This is a genomic window from Salinivibrio sp. PR919 (assembly GCF_001995355.1).
Lineage (GTDB): Bacteria > Pseudomonadota > Gammaproteobacteria > Enterobacterales > Vibrionaceae > Salinivibrio > Salinivibrio proteolyticus.
Genome location: NZ_MUFL01000061.1, coordinates 1 through 22,322, shown reverse-complemented (window position 1 = coordinate 22,322; position 22,322 = coordinate 1). Strand labels below are relative to the sequence as shown.

The 22,322-nt window shown below is 50.0% G+C and carries 18 protein-coding genes and 2 pseudogenes; 12 read left to right on the top strand and 8 right to left on the bottom strand.

Annotated elements, in window-relative coordinates:
- Positions 1-511 (top strand): annotated as a pseudogene (locus BZG83_RS16745) (methyltransferase); the annotation flags it as partial.
- 142 nt (positions 512-653) lie between these two features.
- On the top strand, positions 654-1,379 hold the full coding sequence (locus tag BZG83_RS11770) for a sulfite exporter TauE/SafE family protein (protein WP_077480744.1): 726 nt from the start codon (positions 654-656) through the stop codon (positions 1,377-1,379).
- An 86-nt stretch (positions 1,380-1,465) separates the two neighbouring features.
- Here BZG83_RS11770 and tyrP read toward each other — a convergent pair whose 3' ends face one another.
- The gene (gene tyrP, locus BZG83_RS11765; protein ID WP_077480742.1) at positions 1,466-2,638 is read right to left on the bottom strand and encodes a tyrosine transporter TyrP; all 1,173 of its coding nucleotides are present in this window, start codon (positions 2,636-2,638) and stop codon (positions 1,466-1,468) included.
- 225 nt (positions 2,639-2,863) lie between these two features.
- On the opposite strand from tyrP, the gene BZG83_RS11760 reads away from it, so the two are divergent.
- A complete protein-coding gene (locus tag BZG83_RS11760) occupies positions 2,864-4,117 on the top strand; it encodes a CinA family nicotinamide mononucleotide deamidase-related protein (protein ID WP_241825772.1) in 1,254 nt (417 codons plus the stop codon).
- Between the two features lie 50 nt (positions 4,118-4,167).
- Here the strand turns inward: BZG83_RS11760 and yfaE are convergent, their stop codons facing one another.
- The 5 genes from yfaE to ubiG all read right to left on the bottom strand — a co-directional run bounded on the left by yfaE (position 4,168) and on the right by ubiG (position 9,708).
- Positions 4,168-4,455, bottom strand: coding sequence for a class I ribonucleotide reductase maintenance protein YfaE (gene yfaE / locus BZG83_RS11755; RefSeq protein ID WP_077480740.1), 288 nt, complete (start codon positions 4,453-4,455; stop codon positions 4,168-4,170).
- Complete coding sequence (gene nrdB, locus BZG83_RS11750) at positions 4,452-5,585, bottom strand: class Ia ribonucleoside-diphosphate reductase subunit beta (RefSeq protein ID WP_069588853.1); 1,134 nt, start codon at positions 5,583-5,585, stop codon at positions 4,452-4,454. The genes yfaE and nrdB overlap by 4 nt, the downstream gene beginning before the upstream one ends.
- 50 nt (positions 5,586-5,635) lie before the next feature.
- A complete protein-coding gene (gene nrdA, locus BZG83_RS11745; protein ID WP_077480738.1) occupies positions 5,636-7,921 on the bottom strand; it encodes a class 1a ribonucleoside-diphosphate reductase subunit alpha in 2,286 nt (761 codons plus the stop codon).
- A 397-nt stretch (positions 7,922-8,318) separates the two neighbouring features.
- Complete coding sequence (gene gph / locus BZG83_RS11740) at positions 8,319-8,978, bottom strand: phosphoglycolate phosphatase (RefSeq protein ID WP_077480736.1); 660 nt, start codon at positions 8,976-8,978, stop codon at positions 8,319-8,321.
- A gap of 16 nt (positions 8,979-8,994) precedes the next feature.
- Positions 8,995-9,708 (bottom strand): bifunctional 2-polyprenyl-6-hydroxyphenol methylase/3-demethylubiquinol 3-O-methyltransferase UbiG, encoded by a 714-nt coding sequence (gene ubiG, locus BZG83_RS11735; protein WP_077480734.1) that lies wholly within the window; start codon positions 9,706-9,708, stop codon positions 8,995-8,997.
- Between the two features lie 687 nt (positions 9,709-10,395).
- Between ubiG and gyrA the strand changes: the two genes are divergently transcribed.
- From gyrA to pyrF, 9 genes are all read left to right on the top strand, one after another.
- Positions 10,396-13,065, top strand: coding sequence for a DNA topoisomerase (ATP-hydrolyzing) subunit A (gene gyrA / locus BZG83_RS11730; RefSeq protein ID WP_077480732.1), 2,670 nt, complete (start codon positions 10,396-10,398; stop codon positions 13,063-13,065).
- 182 nt (positions 13,066-13,247) lie between these two features.
- Positions 13,248-14,330, top strand: coding sequence for a 3-phosphoserine/phosphohydroxythreonine transaminase (serC, locus tag BZG83_RS11725; protein WP_077480730.1), 1,083 nt, complete (start codon positions 13,248-13,250; stop codon positions 14,328-14,330).
- Positions 14,331-14,471: 141 nt separating this feature from the next.
- Positions 14,472-15,755, top strand: coding sequence for a 3-phosphoshikimate 1-carboxyvinyltransferase (gene aroA, locus BZG83_RS11720; RefSeq protein ID WP_077480728.1), 1,284 nt, complete (start codon positions 14,472-14,474; stop codon positions 15,753-15,755).
- Positions 15,756-15,913: 158 nt separating this feature from the next.
- Positions 15,914-16,597, top strand: coding sequence for a (d)CMP kinase (gene cmk, locus BZG83_RS11715; protein ID WP_069588873.1), 684 nt, complete (start codon positions 15,914-15,916; stop codon positions 16,595-16,597).
- A 102-nt stretch (positions 16,598-16,699) separates the two neighbouring features.
- Positions 16,700-18,370: a 30S ribosomal protein S1 gene (gene rpsA, locus BZG83_RS11710; RefSeq protein ID WP_069588938.1), complete on the top strand. Its 1,671-nt coding sequence runs from the start codon at positions 16,700-16,702 to the stop codon at positions 18,368-18,370.
- A gap of 72 nt (positions 18,371-18,442) precedes the next feature.
- Entirely contained in the window at positions 18,443-18,727 is a 285-nt protein-coding gene (gene ihfB, locus BZG83_RS11705; RefSeq protein ID WP_077480726.1) for an integration host factor subunit beta, read from the top strand.
- Between the two features lie 288 nt (positions 18,728-19,015).
- Entirely contained in the window at positions 19,016-19,303 is a 288-nt protein-coding gene (locus tag BZG83_RS11700) for a LapA family protein (protein WP_069588877.1), read from the top strand.
- A 3-nt stretch (positions 19,304-19,306) separates the two neighbouring features.
- On the top strand, positions 19,307-20,476 hold the full coding sequence (gene lapB, locus BZG83_RS11695) for a lipopolysaccharide assembly protein LapB (protein WP_077480725.1): 1,170 nt from the start codon (positions 19,307-19,309) through the stop codon (positions 20,474-20,476).
- A gap of 116 nt (positions 20,477-20,592) precedes the next feature.
- The gene (pyrF, locus tag BZG83_RS11690; RefSeq protein ID WP_069588880.1) at positions 20,593-21,288 is read left to right on the top strand and encodes an orotidine-5'-phosphate decarboxylase; all 696 of its coding nucleotides are present in this window, start codon (positions 20,593-20,595) and stop codon (positions 21,286-21,288) included.
- A gap of 74 nt (positions 21,289-21,362) precedes the next feature.
- On the opposite strand, the gene BZG83_RS11685 is transcribed toward pyrF, so the two are convergent.
- Complete coding sequence (locus BZG83_RS11685) at positions 21,363-22,178, bottom strand: peptide ABC transporter ATP-binding protein (RefSeq protein WP_077480723.1); 816 nt, start codon at positions 22,176-22,178, stop codon at positions 21,363-21,365.
- Positions 22,162-22,322, bottom strand: a pseudogene (locus BZG83_RS16555) (peptide ABC transporter ATP-binding protein); the annotation flags it as partial. The gene BZG83_RS11685 and the pseudogene BZG83_RS16555, both read right to left, overlap by 17 nt.

The following is a 22,322-nucleotide window of genomic DNA, read 5'->3' as shown; positions in this document are numbered from 1 at the left end:
GGGTAAGACGTATCAACCTCTGTCGAATGCGGGGCAGCAAGCAGGATTGGTCCTGAGCAAAACCGATCTCAAAATTGCGGTTCAAGAAGCGGCAACCGGTGGTGAGCGTGTCCGTCGTCAGCGCTATCAAGAAGTCACGTACCGGTTAGGGTTTGATGAGTGGCAGCGTGACGCTTTTCAGTCTGACCAGTATTTACCGCTGCCGGCGCTTCAAAAGTCGCAACTGAATGATGGCTTTGAGGCGTTTTGTCATTGGGGAGCGACGCAAAAAGGCTTAACCGTATCTAGCAATACCGACTTTACGCCGTATTTGGCTCGGGGAGAGGCGAGATTTGTGATTCTGGAACAAATCAATGTCGTGAAGTCTGCGTTCCGCCGAGCGTTAGAGCTTTGGCTAGCGCTCGATCGGGTGCTGTATCTTGAGCAACATAACTATCACGTCGATCTGGTCCAATTTTGTGCGCCGAGCTTAACGCCGCGCAATCTGCTTATTCATGCCACGCGTCGCTAAGAGCGGCGCTTCGCCAGCACGTTGCTTACGTGTTACGTAGAATTGACACGCCAGAGTAATCAATCTGTTAATGAGTGATAGTGTCGCGTGCGCTTAGCCGCTAAAATTTCGCGCAAATAACTTAATATAAAGAAGCTTTACTATGGCAGATTTAAGTGTGTCATTTGCCGTGGCCGTGATCCTAGGCTTGGGCTGTTTTGTGCAAAGTTTAATTGGTTTTGGCATGGCGATTGTCGCTGCGCCACTGCTACTTATGATTGACCCGAAATTGGTCCCCACCACTATTTCAATGGTGGGGCTGACCCTTGCGAGTATTAATGCGTGGCAGTATCGCCACCAACTGTCCTTTCGTGATTTGAGCTGGGCATACTTGGGGCGTGTGCCTGGCACCATGCTAGCAGGTGCCATTATGTTGGTGGTCACCACGCAAATGCTAGAAATCATCATTGGCACGGCGGTCTTGCTGGCAGTGTTTGCCAGTATTGCACGTCTCAACATCGCACCGAATCGCCTCAACTTCTTTATTGCTGGGTTTACATCGGGGATCATGGGCACCACAACCAGCATCGGTGGACCGCCGATGGCACTGGTATTACAGCATGCGGAAGTGAATAAGATGCGTGCCTGCTTGGCCGGCTACTTTGTGATTAGCTGTATCTTGTCTTTGATTGCGCTGGGCGCGACGGACTATCTTACCTGGTGGCATGTTCAGCAAGCCGCATTCGCGGWGCCCGCGGTTTTACTCGCGACGTGGTTAGCCTATCGTGTCGCGCCGAAGGTGAAGCCTGTACTGGTTCGGCGCGCTATGTTGGTGCTGTGTACGTTAGCTGGGGTGAGTACCTTGGTCAGAGGACTTTTAGGTGGTTAGTGGCACATAGCGATAGGCGTGTCATTGCCCATAAGCAACGCCCAGCCAAAGCTGGGCGTTTTGATAGTGTACGGTTAGCGGGAGGGTTACGCCATAAATTGCGCAACTACCACAGCGATACCGCCGACCATCGCCAAACTCAGGCCTAAATTACCGCCAATGACCTGATAATGGTTGTCGGTAGAGACGGTCTGGCGAGCCTTACGTACCATTAGCACAGGCAACACGACCGCAAGAATAACCAGTGCGATGGCAGCATAGCCAAGGGCAGTGATAAAGCCTTGTGGATAGAAAAGCGCAAAAACAAGCGGCGGTAAGTAAGTGATTGCTGCTGTTTGCAGTCGACCACTGACTGTGTCCTGACGCTTAAAGCTGTCTGAAATAAAGTCAAACAACCCTAAACTCACGCCTAAGAATGAGGTGGCGAGTGCCAAGTCTGCGAACAGCGAAATGCTCGAGGCAATATAGTCTTGTTGTACCACTGCCTGAATGACTTTCACAAATTGTGACAACTCACCATTTTGTAGCAAGATTGACTGCGCCACGCTCCCCAAGCTCGCGACCTGCCAAAAAATGTACAAGGCGAGGGGTAAGGTTGAACCAATAATCATCACCTTGCGCAAGGAGGGCAAATCAATCCCCACATAACGTACAATCGAAGGGATGCTGCCATGGAAGCCAAACGAGGTGAAGATGACCGGGAGTGCGGCAACCATCAAGCCTTTCTCCACCGGCATTTCGACCAAATTAATGCTCGATACATGGGGAGTGAGTAGTGTTAGAGCCAAGATCAAGAACACCACTTTTAGCGTGAATAGCCCACGATTGATTAAATCTACCTTGCTGGTTCCTAGTGTTACCACCAATCCAAACACTAAGGTAAACAGCACCGCGCCCGCTGCGGGTGGGAGTTGAATCGAGGACCACTGTGCAAGTTTCTCATTCAACTGGCTACCACCGCCCGCAATGTAAGCAGCGCAAAGTGAGTAGAAAAGAAACAGCATCGCGAACGATGCCAGCCATTTGCCTTTATCCCCTAAAAATTGTTTTGCGAGACTGTGTAGGGTGGCGTCAGCGTCGGCGTATTGGTGCACTTCTAGCATCAACAATGCGGTGTAGGTCATCAAGGCCCACATCACACCCATTAGCGCCATCGATGCGCCAAACCCGATTCCTGCAGATGCAAGCGGTAACGCGAGCATGCCTGCGCCAATGGTCGTACCTGCAATGATTAGCGAACTTCCTAGTACCTTGTTCATATAATGTTTAACCAGTGTAAATAAAAAGTTAATTGTTGTGTTCGCACAAAAGATAACGTGAATTTATGCGTATTGTGCACTGCTTATACAGATTAAAAAACTGATGAGTGTAATGATACAGGTACGATGCCGTAAAATAAAGTGTACGATTTCCTTGGGCTAGTGCGTGATGGCGTGTGATGTCATAATCAATGCTCTAGGATACTAATCAAAAGGAGCGGCTAGGTGGACAATCAACAACATAAAACACCCATGCCACGTGTCGCGATGCTGTCGACGGGTGAAGAAGTTTTGCTTGGCGATATCACAGATACCAATGCGGCTTGGCTGTCCCGCATGCTGTACGAAAATGGATTTGCGATGTCTCGGCGGGTCACTGTCGGGGATGAGCTTGATGAGATGGCGGTTGAGCTTGTTCGGCTATCTCAAACCGAGGATGTGGTGATTGTGAATGGCGGGTTAGGGCCAACTACTGATGATTTGACCACGGCAGCGATGGCGTCGGCGATGGGCGTAGAGCTGACACTCAATGAAACCTGGCTGGATGAATTAAAGCAGCGCTACGAGCGTCATGGCCGTCCTATGGCGCAAAGCAACCTAAAACAAGCCATGCTCCCCGATGGCGCTCGCCTCATTGACAACCCTAATGGCACTGCCTGTGGCTTTTATTGCCAGTTAAATGGCTGTCATTTCTATTTTACACCTGGGGTGCCTTCAGAATTTTTCTGCATGGTAGAGCAGCAGATTCTGCCTGAATTAAGCCACAACTATGCACCCAGTGCGCGTTCTTGTTACCGTTTGTTCACATTTGGCTTGTCCGAATCGGGGATCAGCGATGCCATGGCATCTGTTTCGTTGCCTGACGATGTGACGCTGGGTTATCGCTCGAGTCTGCCGTTTATTGAAGTGAAACTCTTCATGGCTGACGATCATCCCGATAAAGAGCAGCTCATTGATGCGGTGCAATCATGCCTTGGCGATCATGTTGTCAGTTGCAACCAAGCGATGGTGCAAGCGCTGGCCGCCGATCTCAATCGTCAAGGTGCGGTATTAAAGGTGGTGGAGCAATTTACGGGCGGATGGTTAGCCAGCACGTTAAACGGTCAAGCTGCACACTTGGTCGAGCAAGGCTGGGTCATGTCAAATGCGCATGTGCCCGAACAAGCCGTTGCCAACCCGCTCGCTGCCTCATTAGCCATGGCCAGCGCGGCCATTGCACAAGGCCAGCATCAAATTGGTTTAGCATGTGGTCCTGAGCTTCATGGACAAATTTGCGTGGCGATTTCCACCCCCGAGGGAGAGTGGGGACAGCGACTAAGCTTTAAACGCCATTTCTCCCATGACAACGCCCGCTGTTATATGGCGACGGTATTGCTGGACATGTTAAGGCGTTATCTTCATGGGCAGCCGGTGATTGCCGATTACGCATCATTAGCGCGCCATGATGACATTTTTATTGATGCTGAGACGATTGCTTAAATCGGTGCCTGTTGGGCGCTAAGGTGAGAGGAGTAGTGGGCGTAGGCTCACTACTCATTAACGACTTTTGCTTTAGCTGCGGGCTGGTATTCAAATTCAATTGACACATCGGTCTGTGGCGCACTTTGGCAAGTAAGAATTTCGCCGGGACGAACAAATGCCATCGCGTCTTCTTGTTTGACCGAACCTTGTTGCAATTGACAACGGCACGCACCGCACATGCCATTGCGGCATTGATATTCGGGTTGAATACCGGCTTGCTCAAGTTGTTCAAGCAAACTTTGGTGGGTGTTGCCACCCACCTTGATACCGTTCACTTCAATCGTGATTCGGGTCATAGCTCGAAGTCACCAAAGTCTTCAACGCTCACTTCGTTATCGATTTGACCCACGAGGTATGAGCTAATTTCGGCTTCTTGCGGTGCAACCTGCACATTGTCGGAAGATAGCCACGCATTGATCCATGGAATCGGGTTTTGGGTGGCGTTATCGTATGCAGGGGCAAGGCCGACTGCCGACATACGCAAGTTGGTGATGTATTCAACGTACTGGCAAAGAATGTCTTTGTTCAAGCCAATCATAGAACCATCACGGAACAGGTATTCTGCCCAGTCTTTCTCTTGCTCGGCGGCGTCTTTGAAGAGATCAAAACACTCTTGCTCGCACTCTTTGGCAATCTCAGCCATTTCTGGATCGTCCTGCCCGCTACGCAAAATATTCAGCATGTGCTGGGTGCCTGTAAGGTGAAGCGCCTCATCACGGGCAATAAATTTGATGATTTTGGCGTTGCCTTCCATCAGTTCACGCTCCGCAAAGGCGAATGAACAAGCAAAGCTGACGTAGAAACGAATCGCTTCGAGTGCATTCACTGACATCAGGCACAGGTACAGCTTACGTTTTAACGCACGCAGGCTTAAGCTGATGGTTTTGCCATTAATAGTATGGGTGCCTTCCCCTAACTGGTGGTAGTAGTTAGTGGTTTGAATGAGGTCGTCATAGTATTGCGCAATATCGTTGGCGCGCTTCTGGATGTGCTCATTCATCACAATATCATCGAATACAATCGCCGGATCAGCAACGATATTACGGATAATGTGGGTGTATGAGCGTGAGTGGATGGTTTCTGAGAAACTCCACGTCTCAATCCAAGTTTCCAGTTCAGGAATCGACACCAAAGGCAGCAAGGCGACGTTCGGGCTACGGCCTTGGATAGAATCGAGCAGCGTTTGATACTTCAAGTTACTGATGAAAATATGCTTTTCATGCTCAGGCAACTTGTTGTAATCAATGCGGTCACTTGACACGTCAACTTCTTCTGGGCGCCAAAAGAAAGAAAGCTGTTTTTCGATCAGCTTTTCAAAAATTTCATATTTTTGTTGGTCGTAACGCGCCACGTTGACCGATTGGCCAAAGAACATTGGCTCTTTCAATGGGTCGTTGTTGACTTTAGAAAACGTACTGTAAGTCATGAATCCTATTAACCTCTAGAAAAGGGCCCGCAGGCCCTTACCCCAATTTGTTAGATCTTACATGCACCGCCGGCGCAATCATCTTCTGCTTGCGCAGCGCTTAGATCCGATTGACCATCGCTCGCACCATCACGGGTGTTGTGATAGTACAGGGTTTTAACCCCGAGTTTATAAGCGGTGAGCAGGTCTTTGAGTAGTTGGTTCATTGGAACTTTACCACTTTGATGACGGCTCGGATCATAATTGGTGTTGGCGGAAATCGCCTGATCGACGAATTTTTGCATGATACCGACTAACTGTAAGTAGCCATCATTACTACCAATGTTCCAGAGCAGCTCGTAGTTATTCTTGTATTTATGGAATTCCGGCACGACCTGCTTGAGGATACCGTCCTTCGATGCTTTTACCGATACGTAACCACGAGGTGGCTCAATGCCATTGGTGGCATTTGAGATTTGTGATGACGTCTCTGATGGCATCAAGGCGGTCAATGTTGAGTTACGTAAGCCATACGTTTGAATGTCTTTACGCAGCGTCTCCCAATCTAAGTGCAGAGGCTCGTCACAGATACCATCCAGATCTTTCTTGTAGGTATCAATTGGCAGAATACCTTGCGAATAGGTAGTCTCGTTAAACGCAGGGCACGCGCCTTTCTCTTTTGCAAGCTCAACAGAGGCGCGAAGCAAGTGATACTGAATCGCTTCAAAGGTGCGGTGAGTCAGACCGTTTGCGCTGCCATCGGAATAACGTACGCCATGCTTCGCTAGGTAGTAAGCAAAGTTAATCACACCGACACCCAAGGTACGGCGGTTCATGGTCGCTTTACGTGCTGCCGGTAGCGGGTAGTCTTGGTAATCAAGCAGGGCATCCAGTGCACGGATGGTCAGATCGGCCAACTCGCTAAGCTCGTCCAGTGACTCCAGCGCACCCAAGTTAAATGCCGAGAGGGTACACAGCGCAATTTCACCGTTTTCGTCTTCAACATTGTTGAGTGGCTTGGTCGGCAGTGCAATTTCCAAACACAGGTTGGACTGACGAATTGGCGCCACAGACGCATCGAATGGGCTGTGCGTATTACAGTGATCCACGTTTTGGATATAGATACGACCGGTTGATGCGCGCTCTTGCATCATTAGAGAGAAAAGATCGACAGCTTTGACCGTTTCACGCTGAATAGAGGCATCCGCTTCATACTGGGTGTACAGACGCTCAAACTTCTCTTGGTCTTCGAAGAAAGCATCATACAGTCCCGGCACATCAGACGGCGAGAACAAGGAGATGTTGCCACCTTTGAGTAGGCGGGTGTACATCAGTTTGTTGATCTGCACACCGTAATCCATGTGACGCACACGGTTTTCTTCGACACCACGGTTATTTTTCAATACCAGCAGGGATTCAACTTCACGGTGCCAAATAGGGTAGAACAAGGTGGCTGCACCACCGCGCACACCGCCTTGCGAACAGCATTTAACAGCAGTTTGGAAATATTTATAAAACGGAATACAACCCGTATGGAAAGCTTCACCTCCACGAATTGGGCTACCCAACGCGCGGATACGGCCGGCATTGATACCAATCCCCGCTCGCTGAGATACGTAGCGAACAATGGCGCTAGAGGTCGCGTTGATCGAGTCTAGGCTATCGTCGCACTCGATCAGTACACACGAGCTAAACTGGCGCGTTGGTGTGCGTACCCCAGACATAATTGGCGTAGGCAATGAGATCTTGAACTGAGAAACCGCATCATAGAAACGACGGATATAATCAAGGCGCGTTTCTTTTGGATAGGCAGCGAACAAGCACGCAGCAACCATCATATACAGGAACTGGGCGCTCTCGTAGATTTCACCGGTCACACGGTTTTGAACCAAGTACTTGCCTTCCAGCTGTTTCACGGCTGCGTATGAGAAGTTCATATCGCGCCAGTGGTCGATATAGCTGTCTAGGGTGTCGAGCTCGTCTTCGCTGTAGTCTTCGAGAATGTGGGCATCATATTTACCCTTCTCAACCATGTTTTTCACATGCTTCACGAGCGTGGGCGGCTCGAACTGTCCGTACGCTTTTTTACGCAGGTGGAACACCGCTAGGCGAGCAGCAAGGTATTGATAGTCTGGGCTTTCTTCTGAAATCAGGTCCGCTGCAGCTTTAATGATCGTCTCATGAATGTCTTCAGTACGCATGCCATCGTAAAACTGGATGTGAGAGCGCATCTCGACGAGAGAAACGGAGACGTTGGTGAGGCCTTCTGCAGCCCAAGTAACAACGCGATGGATTTTATCGAGGTTTAAATTTTCTTTGCGTCCATCACGCTTGAGTACGGTTATTTCTTGGTTCATTTTGTGTGCTTTCCCAATATTTCCTTGCCAAACTGCTATTTTCGCAAGATTTTATAAAATGCCTGATGATTTTTTGGTCGGCCTCTATGCGGACGTTGCGTCGCTCATACACTATATATAGGGGTCGGCTTGTCGATGCGTTACAAGATAGTGATATAACCGCGATATTGCAAGAGAGCGACACGCTGATGAGGTGTGGATATCTTGGGGATGTTATAACGCAAGTTAGTAATCACCAACCTAGCGTTCCAAGTGCGCCAAGATTAGCGAGAATTTCAATCGTTGAAACAGTAAAAAGGCCAAGAAAAAAAATTTATTTTGATTGATCTTGGGCTCGAACAGTGATCCGATTTAACTGATTGAAAAGGCAACAAACCCCACGGTTTGTGGGGTGTGATTAGGATCCAATAAAGGCACTGAGATGGTGTGGTGTGGCGAAAATATGATCTGCTTCCCATTTACTGATTACATCATCACCACCTGTGTATCCCCACGCGGCGACCGCGGCACCCATATTGGCCGCACGCGCGGCTAACATGTCATTTTCAATATCTCCGACATAGAAGCAGTGCTCTGGTGCACAATTAAGCGTTTTCGCTGCCTCGAGAAGCGGCAATGGGTGAGGCTTGGCGTGCGCGTAAGTGTCAGCCCCGACAATAACCTGTGCCTGCTGCAGGCGTGGAAAAAAGGTTAACAGCTGATGGGTGAGCCCTTCAGGTTTATTGGTGACAATGCCCCACGAGATGGCCTGATGTTCTAACAAGTCGAGGAGTGCTTCGATACCTTCGTACAAGGTCGTCCCCGAACAAATCGCTTGGCCGTAATGATGCAGAAAACGGGCCCGCAAGGCGATGGGATCTTGCTCTTTGGCTTTATCACCAAACCCTGCGGTCAGTAAGCCGCGCGCTCCATGACTGGTATGGCGGTAGATTTGCTCTTGGCTAAGAGGGGGTAAGTTGTACTCTGCGAGCACGCGGTTCGCCGCCATGCCCATATCCGGCGCGGTATCTAGCAGCGTGCCATCGAGATCAAACAAAACCGTTGCGGGAGTGGTCATACAATGCCTCAACTCTTTAAGCGGGGTTGACAGTGTGGAGCAAATAATTCACGTCGACATTGGCGTTGGATAACTTATAGATGCCGGTTAATGGGTTGTAGTGTAAGCCGGTCATACCACGCGCTTGGAGGGCTGTGGTATCGACCATCGCCATCAGTTCAGAGGGACGAATAAACTTATGATGGTCGTGAGTGCCTTTCGGTACCAGTTTGAGCAGGTGCTCGGCGCCCACGATGGCAAATAGCCACGACTTGGTATTGCGGTTGAGCGTCGAAAAAAAAACATGACCGCCAGGTTTGACCATGTTCGCACACGCCTGGATCACTGAGGCAGGTTCTGGCACGTGTTCTAGCATCTCCATGCAGGTCACCACATCGTACTGGCCGGCGTAGCTGTTAGCGTGTTCTTCGGCGGTCGACTGAATGTATTGTACGTCAATACCGGATTCAAGCGCATGCAAGCGTGCAACGGTCAGTGGCTCTTTGCCCATATCGAGTCCCGTGACCTCGGCGCCTTCGCGAGCCATGCTTTCGGCAAGAATGCCTCCGCCGCAGCCAACGTCTAACACCTTTTTACCAAACAGGCCGCCGGATTTTTCTATCACGTACTGCAAGCGTAGCGGGTTGATTTGGTGGAGGGGTTTAAACTCACCTTCCAAATCCCACCAGCGTGATGCCATGTCTTCAAACTTTTGAATTTCTGCCGGGTCAACGTTAGCTACGTGGCTCATAAATACAGCTTCCTTATTGGTTTTGCTGCATTATATACCCAAATGCTGTGTAGTTGCAGCTCGGGAACGCGTGGAACAAAGGAAGTGTAATTGGTGGTATTGGGCACGCAAAAGGGCGCTGCAGGATAAGCGAGCTTAGTGGTCCCGCCAAGTGTCGGTGAGCGATAAACGCGGCTCGCCAGCCCGGCCGCGTGATATAGTGGTTACAAGGTTGCAGTCATCATTGCACTGACAGCAATGATGCACGCTAACATGTATTTACCGGCAATCAAGCACATTCCGATAGCATTCACGATACGAGTCAGCATGCTGCTTACTCCTTAGTCGAACGTGTCGACAACAATCCTTTCTACGCGTCGTATGTCACGCATTCTCACGATTTAAGTATGGGCCAAGATGGCTGAAACGACAGCAAATAGGAAGCGATAAAGGATGAAGATGACGCTGCAATACGGTAAATAGAAAAAGTAAATAAGCGCTGAGGACGTTTCTGGGCTTTTATTTTTAATTCTTGATAGCCAGACACGGAAGTGATGGGTTTTTACCCGCATAGACGCGTTGAGAGGCTTTTCTAACGAGATCTATGATACATCTTAGCCATATTCACGTGTCTAGCGAGTGGGTTTGTGTTATCCTCCGTGGTCACGTATTTGAATACGCAAACATTATTTGAGGGATGTTGGCTCCATGAGCGATCTTGCTAAAGAGATCACGCCAGTCAATATCGAAGAGGAGCTGAAAAGCTCGTATCTCGACTATGCAATGTCTGTCATTGTTGGCCGAGCTCTTCCTGACGTGCGTGATGGCCTAAAGCCAGTACACCGCCGCGTTTTATTCGCGATGAATGTACTTGGCAACGACTGGAACAAGCCATATAAAAAATCGGCCCGTGTGGTCGGTGACGTAATCGGTAAATACCACCCACACGGTGATAGCGCGGTTTACGACACTATTGTTCGTATGGCGCAGCCTTTCTCACTGCGTTATATGCTGGTGGATGGCCAAGGTAACTTTGGCTCCATTGATGGTGACTCGGCCGCGGCGATGCGTTACACCGAAGTGCGCATGGCAAAAATTGCCCATGAACTCCTCGCGGATCTAGATAAAGAAACAGTGGACTACGTACCTAACTATGACGGTACGGAGCAAATCCCTGATGTATTACCGACGCGCGTGCCTAACTTGTTAGTGAATGGCGCCTCTGGTATCGCGGTGGGGATGGCAACCAACATCCCACCTCATAACATCACCGAAGTGATCAACGGCTGTCTGGCGTATATCGATAACGAAGATATCACCATTGATGAGCTGATGGAGCACATTCCGGGTCCTGATTTCCCGACCGCGGCGATGATCAACGGCCGTAAAGGCATCGAAGATGCTTATAAGACCGGCCGAGGCAAAATCTATTTACGTGCGAAGGCGGAGATCGAAGCGGATAAACATGGTAAAGAAACCATTGTTGTCAATGAGATCCCGTATCAAGTTAACAAAGCGCGCCTGATTGAAAAGATTGCTGAGCTTGTCAAAGATAAGAAAATTGAGGGCATTTCAGCACTGCGTGACGAGTCAGATAAAGACGGGATGCGGATTGTGATCGAATGCCGCCGCGACGCGGTGGCAGAAGTCGTTCTCAACAACCTGTATGCCCAGACTCAGTTGCAAACGTCGTTTGGTATCAACATGGTGGCGCTGGATAACAACCAGCCAAAACTCTTCAACATCAAAGGGATGTTGGAGTGTTTTGTCAATCACCGCCGTGAAGTGGTCACTCGTCGTACCGTGTATGAATTACGCAAAGCGCGTGAGCGTGCACACATCCTTGAAGGTCTAGCGGTTGCGCTGGCTAACATCGATGAAGTGATCGAGCTTATTCGCCGAGCGCCGACCCCAGCAGTTGCCAAACAAGAGCTACAAGCGCAAGGCTGGAGCTTAGGTGGGGTGTCTGCCATGTTGGAAGCGGCGGGTGTTGACTCCGCACGCCCTGAGTGGTTAGCGCCTGAGTTTGGTGCACGTGATGACGGCTCCTACTATCTGACTGAGCAACAAGCGCAAGCGATTCTGGATTTGCGTCTGCATAAGCTGACTGGGCTCGAGCACGACAAGATCCTTGATGAATACAAATCGCTGCTGGAACAAATTGCCGAATTAATGCATATCTTGGCCAGCACCGAGCGTTTGATGGAAGTGATCCGCGAAGAGCTTGAGGCGATTCGTGATAGTTATGGCGATAAGCGCCTGACCGAGATCACGGCGGCAAGCGCTGACATTGATATCGAAGATCTGATCAACGAAGAAGATGTCATCGTGACATGGTCACACGAGGGATATGTGAAATATCAAGCCTTGAGTGACTATGAAGCGCAGCGTCGCGGTGGTAAAGGTAAATCAGCCACGCGCATGAAAGATGAAGATTTCATTGAGCGTCTGTTGGTCGCAAATACGCACGACACCATCTTGTGCTTCTCGACACGTGGCCGCATGTACTGGTTGAAAGTGTATCAACTGCCACATGCGTCGCGTAACGCACGCGGTAAACCGATCGTCAACTTGCTGCCATTGGAAGACGACGAGCGGATCACCACTATTCTGCCGGTTCGTGAATATGCAGAAGACAAATACGTCTTTATGGCAACCGCACACGGTACCGTGAAGAAAACCCCGCTGACTGACTTTAGCCGTCCACGTAGCGCGGGCATTATCGCTGTGAACCTGCGTGAAGGTGATAGCCTTATCGGAGCACAGCTGACCGATGATAACAGCGAAGTCATGCTGTTCTCGCAATTCGGTAAAGTAGTGCGCTTTGTGGCGTCTAACGAGACAGTACGGGCAATGGGCCGTACCGCGGCAGGTGTCCGCGGGATTCAGCTCGCAGAGAAAGACCAAGTTGTTTCCCTGATTGTGCCGCAGTCGGATGGTGACATCCTGACGGTGACGGAGAACGGCTTTGGTAAACGCACGGCGCTGGAAGAATATCCAACGAAGAGCCGTGCGACCAAGGGTGTGGTCTCGATTAAAGTCTCTGAGCGGAATGGTGACGTTGTCGGTGCCATCCAGGTCTGCACCGGTGATGAACTGATGTTAATCACCAATGCCGGTACGCTGGTACGTACCCGCGCGGAAGAAGTTAGCCAAGTGGGCCGTAATACCCAAGGCGTACGACTGATCCGCGTCAGTGATGATGAAAAAGTGGTTGGTCTTCAGCGTATCGAAGAGCCGGATGAAGAGGAAATGGAAGCACTGGCTAACGAAGCGGCGGCAAATGCCAATGCAACCAGTGACGCACCAGCCTCTGAGACCAGCTCTGAGGACAATGATGACACACCGAGTGAGACGGATAGCGATCAAGACGCTTAAGTCCTCGTGTTGCAATCATAAAACAAGAAAAGGGTGCAGTGATCTGCGCCCTTTTTTACGCGCTATATTTCCAAAGCCCATGCAAACGTGTTAAATCAGTAGCTACGCCTTTTAACGATGTATCTTCGTCATAACGTGAGATACGTCTTGCAGATAAAAAACAGCAGGAGCCCCTCCACAACATGGACAAGGTATACAATTTTTCTGCCGGACCCGCGATGCTTCCCCGCGAGGTAATGCTAAAAGCACAAAAAGAATTCACCAATTGGAACGGTCTTGGTACCTCGGTGATGGAAATTTCTCATCGCAGTAAAGAGTTTTTAGCCATTGCTCGTCAATCAGAGCAAGATTTACGTGAACTACTGGTGATCCCAGACAATTATCACATTCTCTTTTGCCAAGGTGGTGCACGCGCGCAGTTTGCGGCGGTACCTATGAACTTACTGGGTAACAACACCATTGCTGACTATGTCGATGGCGGTTACTGGGCGACGAGTGCCGTCAAAGAGGCCAAGCGCTACTGCACTCCCAATGTGATCAATGTGACTCGCGAGCGTGATGGTAAACGCGCTATCTTGCCGGCAAACGAGTGGTTGTTAAGTGATGATGCCGCATACGTGCATTTTTGCCCCAATGAAACCATTGATGGGATTGAAATCACGGATCTGCCGGAAACCAACAAACCCATCGTGGCAGATATGTCATCGAACATTCTCTCTCGCCCGATAGATGTGTCCAAGTATGGCGTGATCTATGCGGGGGCGCAGAAGAATATCGGTCCGGCGGGGCTGACCTTGGTGATTGTGCGTGATGATTTATTACACCTTGCTAAAGATGTGTTGCCGAGTGTGTTGAACTACAAAGTCTTGGCCGAGAAAGAATCCATGTTCAATACACCACCTACCTTTGCTTGGTATCTGGCAGCAGAAGTCTTTAAATGGCTGAAAAAGAGAGGGGGCGTTGAGGCTATTTATGCGCACAATCAGCAGAAAGCGGCGCTGTTGTACGATTGCATCGATAACTCTTCTTTCTATCGCAATGATGTTCACCCAGATAATCGCTCACTGATGAATGTGCCCTTCCAACTCGCTAACAGTGAGCTGGACGACACCTTCCTCGCCGAAGCGATGGAGCATGGATTGCACGCGCTGAAAGGGCATCGAGATGTCGGAGGAATGCGCGCGTCAATCTATAACGCAATGTCCCTTGAAGGGGTTCAGGCATTAGTCGGCTTCATGGTGAAGTTTGAGAAAAAATACGCCTAACGCGGTGTAAAACGGTTTGCGTCCCAGCCGCTTTTTGCGTTTGGGACGTTTTTGTTTCTACTTTGATAAAAATAATAATTGTGAGATGGCTTGTATTTTGGTTACTCTGGTTGCACAAAGCATCACGGAAATTAAACCAGAATGGAGCAACTGACACTTTCCCCGATCTCTCATATCGATGGTCACATCAACCTTCCCGGCTCAAAGAGTGTATCTAATCGCGCTTTACTGCTGGCCGCGCTAGCATCCGGCACGACGCGCTTAACCAACCTGCTCAACAGTGACGATGTGCGTCATATGCTCAATGCATTTACTGACTTAGGCGTGTCTTATCAGCTGTCTGACGATCGCACTGAGTGTGTTGTGGAAGGGTTGGGACACGCCTTTCATACCCAAGCGCCACTGGAGCTGTTTTTAGGTAATGCCGGTACGGCCATGCGCCCATTAACGGCCGCGCTGTGTTTGGGTGAAGGCGAGATCACTCTAACCGGTGAGCCGCGTATGAAAGAGCGTCCCATTGGCCACCTTGTTGAGGCACTCAATGCCATAGGGGCAGAGGTTCGCTATTTAGAGAGCGAGGGTTACCCACCATTACATATTAAAGGTACGGGGCTCGCTGGCGGCGATGTCAGTATCGATGGCAGTATTTCTAGCCAATTCTTAACCGCCCTGTTGATGGCTGCGCCGTTAGCGCGTGAAGAAACGCGGATCACCATCAAAGGCGACTTGGTATCTAAACCCTATATTGATATTACCTTGGCGATCATGGCTCAGTTTGGCGTCGAGGTACATAACGATAACTATCAGCGGTTTGTGGTTCCGGCGGGGCAACGTTATCAATCGCCAGGCCATCTGATGGTAGAAGGCGATGCGTCATCGGCCTCTTACTTCCTCGCGGCCGCGGCCATTAAAGGCGGTGCCGTGAAGGTCACCGGTATTGGTCGTCATAGTGTGCAAGGTGATATCCAATTTGCCGATGCGTTGGCGGCAATGGGCGCTGACATCGAGTGGGGCGATGATTACGTCATTGCACGCAAAGGCGAGCTTCATGGTGTGGACATGGACTTCAACCACATCCCTGACGCTGCCATGACCATTGGGGTAGCGGCGCTGTTTGCCAAAGGCCCCACGCGTATTCGTAACGTTTATAATTGGCGAGTAAAAGAAACCGACCGCTTACATGCGATGGCAACCGAGTTGAAAAAAGTGGGGGCGGTGGTCGAAGAGGGAGATGATTACCTTTACATTGAACCGCCTCAGCAGCTGACTCATGCGGCGATTGATACCTATGACGATCACCGGATGGCGATGTGCTTCTCGCTGGTGGCGTTGAGCGACACGCCAGTCACCATTAATGACCCGGGTTGTACTTCAAAAACGTTCCCAGACTACTTTGAAAAACTCGCCGCCATTAGCCGGTCTTGAATATCCCACCGCCATACGTACGGATAAACTGACGGTGGCGGTGATTTCCTCCTCGCTTTCTTCTATAATAAGCGCCGATTTATCGGCGTTGCTTCCCTTTATATGAGGGCGCTTGGATAGCGCAACGTCGACGCACTCAACCAAATGTGGAGAGATTTATGCCGACACAGGCGCCTGTTATTACAGTAGATGGCCCGAGTGGTGCTGGAAAAGGAACCTTATGTATGCGACTAGCAGAAAAACTGCAGTGGCATTTGTTAGATTCTGGCGCGATATACCGTGTATTGGCATTGGCTGCGATTCACCATGATGTGGACACCACCTCAGAAGATGCATTAGTGCCATTGGCTGCTAACCTAGATGTACAGTTCATCGCTGAAGGTGAGCTGGTAAAAGTGATTCTGGAAGGCGAAGACGTTTCCGCGACGCTACGTACCGAACAAGTCGGCAATCAGGCGTCAAAAGTTGCCGCGTTACCGCGTGTGCGTGAAGCATTGTTGCGTCGTCAACGCGCGTTTGCCGGCGAGCCGGGATTGATTGCTGATGGCCGTGATATGGGCACCGTGGTCTTTCCGCAGGCCGAAGTGAAAATATTCTTAGATGCCAGTGCACAAGAGCGTGCCCGCCGCCGTCAGCAGCAGTTGCAAGAAAAGGGGGTTAATGTTACCTTTGACCGCCTTTTAAGTGAAATTCAAGAGCGTGATGACCGTGACCGCAACCGAGCGGTGGCACCATTGCGCCCCGCGCCAGATGCATTGGTGCTGGATTCAACCTCATTGTCAATCGACGAGGTGATCGAGCAAGCGCTGGCGTTTATTGAAAGCAAATTATCGGCTGCATAAGCAGTCTATAACCGTTAGCTGCAAGGATGATGGCTAACATATTTAACAACCCCATGCGGTAGGATACCCGTGGACGTTTATCAAATTGAAGATTTAAATATAATGACTGAATCTTTTGCTCAACTCTTTGAAGAGTCTCTAAAAGAAATCGAAACTCGCCCAGGTTCTATTGTTAAGGGTACTGTTGTTGCTATCGAGAACGGTTTCGTTCTGGTTGACGCAGGCCTGAAATCTGAATCTGCTATCCCAGCTGACCAATTCAAGAACGCTGCTGGCGAACTTGAAATTGAAGTTGGCGGTCAAGTAGACGTAGCCCTGGACGCAGTGGAAGACGGTTTCGGTGAAACTCAGCTTTCTCGTGAGAAAGCTAAGCGTCACGAAGCTTGGATCCAGCTAGAGAAAGCGTACGAAGAAGCTGAAACCGTGATGGGTATCATCAACGGTAAAGTGAAAGGTGGTTTCACCGTAGAACTGAACGGCATCCGTGCGTTCCTACCGGGTTCACTGGTTGACGTTCGTCCAGTACGTGACACTTCTCACCTGGAAGGCAAAGAGCTCGAGTTCAAAGTAATCAAGCTTGACCAGAAGCGCAACAACGTTGTTGTTTCTCGTCGTGCGGTTATCGAGTCAGAAAACAGCGTTGAGCGTGACGAGCTGCTAGCTTCTCTGCAAGAAGGCATGGAAGTTAAAGGTATCGTTAAGAACCTGACTGACTACGGTGCGTTCGTTGATCTGGGCGGCGTTGACGGCCTGCTTCACATCACTGACATGGCGTGGAAGCGCGTTAAGCACCCATCAGAAATCGTTAATGTTGGTGACGAAATCAACGTTAAAGTTCTGAAGTTTGACCGTGAGCGTACTCGCGTATCATTAGGCCTGAAACAACTGGGTGAAGATCCATGGGTAGCAATTGCTAACCGTTACCCAGAAGGTCACAAGCTGACTGGTCGCGTAACCAACCTAACTGACTACGGCTGCTTCGTTGAAATCGAAGAAGGCGTTGAAGGTCTGGTACACGTGTCTGAAATGGACTGGACCAACAAAAACATCCACCCATCTAAAGTGGTTAACGTGGGTGACGAAGTTGAAGTTATGGTTCTGGACATCGACGAAGAGCGTCGTCGCATCAGCCTAGGTCTGAAACAGTGTAAAGCCAACCCATGGCAGCAATTCGCTGAAACTCAGAACAAAGGCGATCGTGTAACTGGTAAGATCAAGTCAATCACTGACTTCGGTATCTTCATCGGTCTAGACGGCGGCATCGACGGTCTGGTTCACCTGTCTGACATCTCTTGGAACGTGGCTGGCGAAGAAGCCGTTCGCGAATACAAGAAAGGTGACGAGATCTCTGCAGTAGTTCTTCAGGTTGATGCTGAGCGTGAGCGTATCTCACTGGGCATCAAGCAAATGGAAGAAGACCCATTCAACAACTATCTGGCAGCCAACAAAAAAGGTGCTATCGTTAACGGTACAGTGACTGCTGTTGACGCGAAAGGCGCAACTGTTGAGCTAGCAGAAGGTGTTGAAGGTTACCTGCGCGCTTCTGAAGCGGCTCGTGATCGTGTTGAAGACGCGACTCAAGTACTTGCTGTTGGTGACAGCGTTGAAGCGAAGTTCACCGGTGTTGACCGTAAGAACCGCGTTCTGAACCTGTCTGTACGTCTGAAAGACGAAGCTGACGAGCAAGAAGCAATGGCTAGCCTGAACAAAGCCGAAGAAGGCGCGTTCGGTAACGCTATGGCTGACGCGTTCAAAGCAGCGAAGAGCGAATAATGCACAATAAGAGGGGGAAATTTTCCCTCTCTGCATTTATACTGTTGAGAAACATACTAAAGCGGGGTGTTTATGACCAAATCTGAGTTGWTTGAAAGGCTCTGTAGTCAGCAAACCCATCTATCTGCAAAGCAGGTAGAGGATGCCATCAAGGAAATCCTTGAGCACATGGCGACCACACTCGAGAGCGGTGACCGCATCGAGATCCGTGGTTTTGGTAGTTTCTCACTGCATTATYGTGCGCCTCGTGTGGGGCGTAATCCTAAAACGGGCGAAAAAGTGGAATTGGACGGTAAGTACGTTCCGCATTTTAAACCGGGTAAGGAACTTCGCGATCGCGTTAACATTTACAGTTAAGCGATGTGCGCTGAAAAAAACGGCATGCTGTAGGTGTGCCGTTTTTTTATGTCTATCGATCATAGCTTGCGTGATGAATTTCCTGCATAATCATACCTCCTGTGTAAGATCTCGTACCAGTCATCACAAGGCCAGGCGCCGGATGTTACGCCTCGATACAAGCACACCTTTAATGCGGTGCGCAGCTTGGCTTAACTCACAGGAACTATCACAGTGACAGATGCCTCGCATCTGGCAGGTTTATCATGATTGATGGGGCGCTAGGCCTTTCGCAATGAGGGAATACTTGTGAAAATACTCGGCATTCTGTTTCTGGTGTTATGCTTTTTGATCACCTTGGCGCTGGGAGCGCAAAACCAAGAAGTGATTAACTTTAACTATCTTATCGCGCAAGGTGAATTTAAGCTGTCAGTCATCTTGGGTATTGTCTTTGTCATTGGCTTTGGCATAGGCTGGCTGGTATGTGGAGCGCTATACCTCAAAGCACGCTTAACGGCGCGAGGATTGCGTAAGCAGGTAGAGAAACAACGCAAAGAACTTGATAAATTGCGTACGGACCCGCTTAAGGAACATTAATTCATGCTAGAGCTGTTGTTTCTGTTATTGCCAATAGCGGCCGGTTACGGCTGGTATATGGGTAACAGGAATGCTCGTCATCGACGGCAAGAACAGTCACATCATCTGTCTCGCCAGTATGTCACGGGACTCAATCTACTGCTGTCTGAGCAGTCGGATAAAGCGGTCGATCTCTTTATTGAACTGCTCCAAGTCGATAATGAAACGATTGATACTCACCTCGCCTTGGGTAACCTGTTTCGCTCTCGCGGCGAAGTCGACAGAGCGATCCGCATTCACCAAAACCTCATTGCTCGTCCTAACCTGACCCTCGACCAACGTAATCTCGCCATGCAACAGTTGGCGAAAGACTACATGGTGGCGGGCTTTTTCGACCGCGCAGAGAAAATCTTTGTCAAATTGGTCGATGAGCCTGACTATAAAGAGTTTGCACTGCAACAGCTTTTGGCGATTTTCCAGCAAACACGTGAGTGGGAACAAGCGATAGACACTGCGGCCAAACTGGTTAAATTGGGTAAGAGCAAACTGCGCAAAGACATTGCTCACTTTCACTGTGAGTTAGCGATGCAGCAGATGGGTGAGGGGAATGAGCACAAAGCTCGTCAACTGCTACGTCGCGCCCTGTCCTATGATAAAGGCTGTGTCAGAGCCAGTCTGATGCTAGCCAAGCTTGATATTCAGCACGAGGACTATAAAGGGGCGATTAAGCAGCTGGAAAACATTCTCGAGCAAGATGCTGATTTTGTCAGCGAGGCTTTACCGCTTCTCGCGCAAAGTTATCGCGCCTTGGGACGCGAAATGCAACTTGTCCGTTTCTTAAAAGAATGTATTGAGAAAAAAGCCGGCGTCAGTGCTGAACTGATGCTCTCAGAGGTGATCGGCGCCAATGAGAACCTGGCAATGGCACAAAGCTTCCTGACCCGCCAACTAACCCGTAACCCGACCATGCGTGGTTTCCACAAGCTGATGGAATACCATGTGGAACAGGCGGAAGAGGGGCGCGCGAAAGCCAGCCTCAATACCCTCAAAGACCTTGTTGCAGAACAGATTAAAGTTAAGCCGCATTACCGTTGTCGTAAGTGTGGCTTTTCCACCCATGCGCTTTATTGGCAATGCCCCTCGTGTAAAAACTGGGGAGCGATTAAGCCAATTCGGGGCTTGGATGGGGAATAATGGCGATGCAGTGGCATCGCCGTTTTTTTATCTTGCTGTCACCGCGAATGGCTGCGACAGCTGGGGAGCACGCGGAGTGCGAGAATAACAACCTTGTGAAGGAATCAGGAGCAATAATGCAAGACCCGAAAGTCATCGTCGCCTTAGATTATGCAGACATGAATCAAGCATTGGCCTTTGTGGATAAAATTGAGCCGGGCTCGTGTCGTTTAAAAGTGGGCAAAGAAATGTTCACCTTATTTGGGCCTGCATTGGTTAAACAATTACACGCATACGGTCATGATGTCTTTCTTGACCTGAAGTTTCACGATATTCCGAACACGTGTGCGAAAGCGGTTGCGGCCGCGGCAGAGCTAGGGGTATGGATGGTGAACGTTCATGCCTCAGGCGGTGAGCGGATGATGAGTGCAGCACGTGAGGCGCTTGAGCCATATGGCGGCAACCGTCCATTGCTTATCGGCGTTACCGTATTGACCAGCATGACGGACGCGGATTTGCGCCAAAGTGGGGTACAACGCTCACCACAAGCTCAGGTACAGCACCTTGCCAAGCTGACGCAACAGTCGGGATTGGATGGTGTGGTGTGTTCAGCGCAAGAAGCTAGTTTGCTGAAAGCCCAGTGTGGCGATGCCTTTAAGTTGGTGACGCCCGGGATCCGACCGGTGGGGAGTGCGGCTGGTGATCAGCGCCGAATTATGACCCCAGAACAAGCTGTTGCCGCGGGTTCCGACTACTTAGTGATTGGGCGTCCGATTACACAAGCCGATGACCCGGCGGCCGTCCTTGCACAAATCAATCAAAGTTTAGCGTAACATCAGGCGCAAAACTGCTTGAGATAATAAAGGCCACATGTGTGGCCTTTATGTTGACTGGCTCTGCGATAAAGCTAGGTACGCGTCGACGCAGATTTACGCGAGCGTCTATCGAGGATGGGCGCAGTAAAGTGACTATCGATCAGACGCTGGGTCAATGTATGCTGAGGATTGGCGAATAAGGACTCTGTGCTGCCTGACTCGACCACTTCCCCTTTTTGCATCACCATCACCTTATCGGTGACATGCTTAATTACGCCCATGTGTTGAGACACGTAAACATACGACAGTCCCATCTCTTCTTGGAGCTCGAGCAGCAAGTTGATGATCTGTGAGCGCATTGACATATCCAACCCGTTCAAGGCTTCATCGGCTACAATCACACTCGGTTGCAAGATTAACGCACGTGCCAGTGACACCCGCTGCTTTTGCCCCGTGGCGAGCATTTGCGGGTAAAAGTAGGCATGCTCGGGTAACAAACCCACTCGCAGAAGGGTGTCTTTAACGCGCTTGCCTCGCTCTTGCGGCGTCATATTGGTATTTCGTTTCAGCGGTCCTTCAAGAATTTGCCCAATTTGGTTTCTTGGATTGAGCGAGGTATTGGGGTCTTGAAAGATCATGCGAATGAGCTTGCAGCGGGTTTGGTAATCTTTGAACGTCAGCTCTTCACCATTGACCCGAATCTGCCCCGATGTTGGTTCGATCACGCCTGCAATCATACGTGCTAGGGTCGATTTTCCCGAGCCATTTTCCCCCACAAAAGCGATGGTTTCGCCGACTTCTAACTRGAAAGAAACGGGCTTCACCGCATGGGTGACGCGTTTTCTTAGCCAGCCAGTGCGGTGGTAATAATCTTTGCTTAACCCGTCGACTTCAAGAAGAGCGGTCATTTTTATTCTCCATATTTAATGGGAAGTGGCAGGCAAACTTATGGTTTTTGATTTTCTGTGTATGCGGCACTTCAACACATTTACGTTGCGCGTAAGGGCACCGAGGGCCCAAGCGACAACCAATCGGTAAGTGCTGCAACGGAG

Excerpts from the sequence above, each read along its gene's own strand:
- tyrP (WP_077480742.1), bottom strand. The coding sequence starts at position 2,638 with ATGAACAAGGTACTAGGAAGTTCGCTAATCATTGCAGGTACGACCATT.
- yfaE (WP_077480740.1), bottom strand. The coding sequence starts at position 4,455 with ATGACCCGAATCACGATTGAAGTGAACGGTATCAAGGTGGGTGGCAAC.
- nrdB (WP_069588853.1), bottom strand. The coding sequence starts at position 5,585 with ATGACTTACAGTACGTTTTCTAAAGTCAACAACGACCCATTGAAAGAG.
- nrdA (WP_077480738.1), bottom strand. The coding sequence starts at position 7,921 with ATGAACCAAGAAATAACCGTACTCAAGCGTGATGGACGCAAAGAAAAT.
- gph (WP_077480736.1), bottom strand. The coding sequence starts at position 8,978 with ATGACCACTCCCGCAACGGTTTTGTTTGATCTCGATGGCACGCTGCTA.
- ubiG (WP_077480734.1), bottom strand. The coding sequence starts at position 9,708 with ATGAGCCACGTAGCTAACGTTGACCCGGCAGAAATTCAAAAGTTTGAA.
- gyrA (WP_077480732.1), top strand. The coding sequence starts at position 10,396 with ATGAGCGATCTTGCTAAAGAGATCACGCCAGTCAATATCGAAGAGGAG.
- serC (WP_077480730.1), top strand. The coding sequence starts at position 13,248 with ATGGACAAGGTATACAATTTTTCTGCCGGACCCGCGATGCTTCCCCGC.
- aroA (WP_077480728.1), top strand. The coding sequence starts at position 14,472 with ATGGAGCAACTGACACTTTCCCCGATCTCTCATATCGATGGTCACATC.
- cmk (WP_069588873.1), top strand. The coding sequence starts at position 15,914 with ATGCCGACACAGGCGCCTGTTATTACAGTAGATGGCCCGAGTGGTGCT.
- rpsA (WP_069588938.1), top strand. The coding sequence starts at position 16,700 with ATGACTGAATCTTTTGCTCAACTCTTTGAAGAGTCTCTAAAAGAAATC.
- lapB (WP_077480725.1), top strand. The coding sequence starts at position 19,307 with ATGCTAGAGCTGTTGTTTCTGTTATTGCCAATAGCGGCCGGTTACGGC.
- pyrF (WP_069588880.1), top strand. The coding sequence starts at position 20,593 with ATGCAAGACCCGAAAGTCATCGTCGCCTTAGATTATGCAGACATGAAT.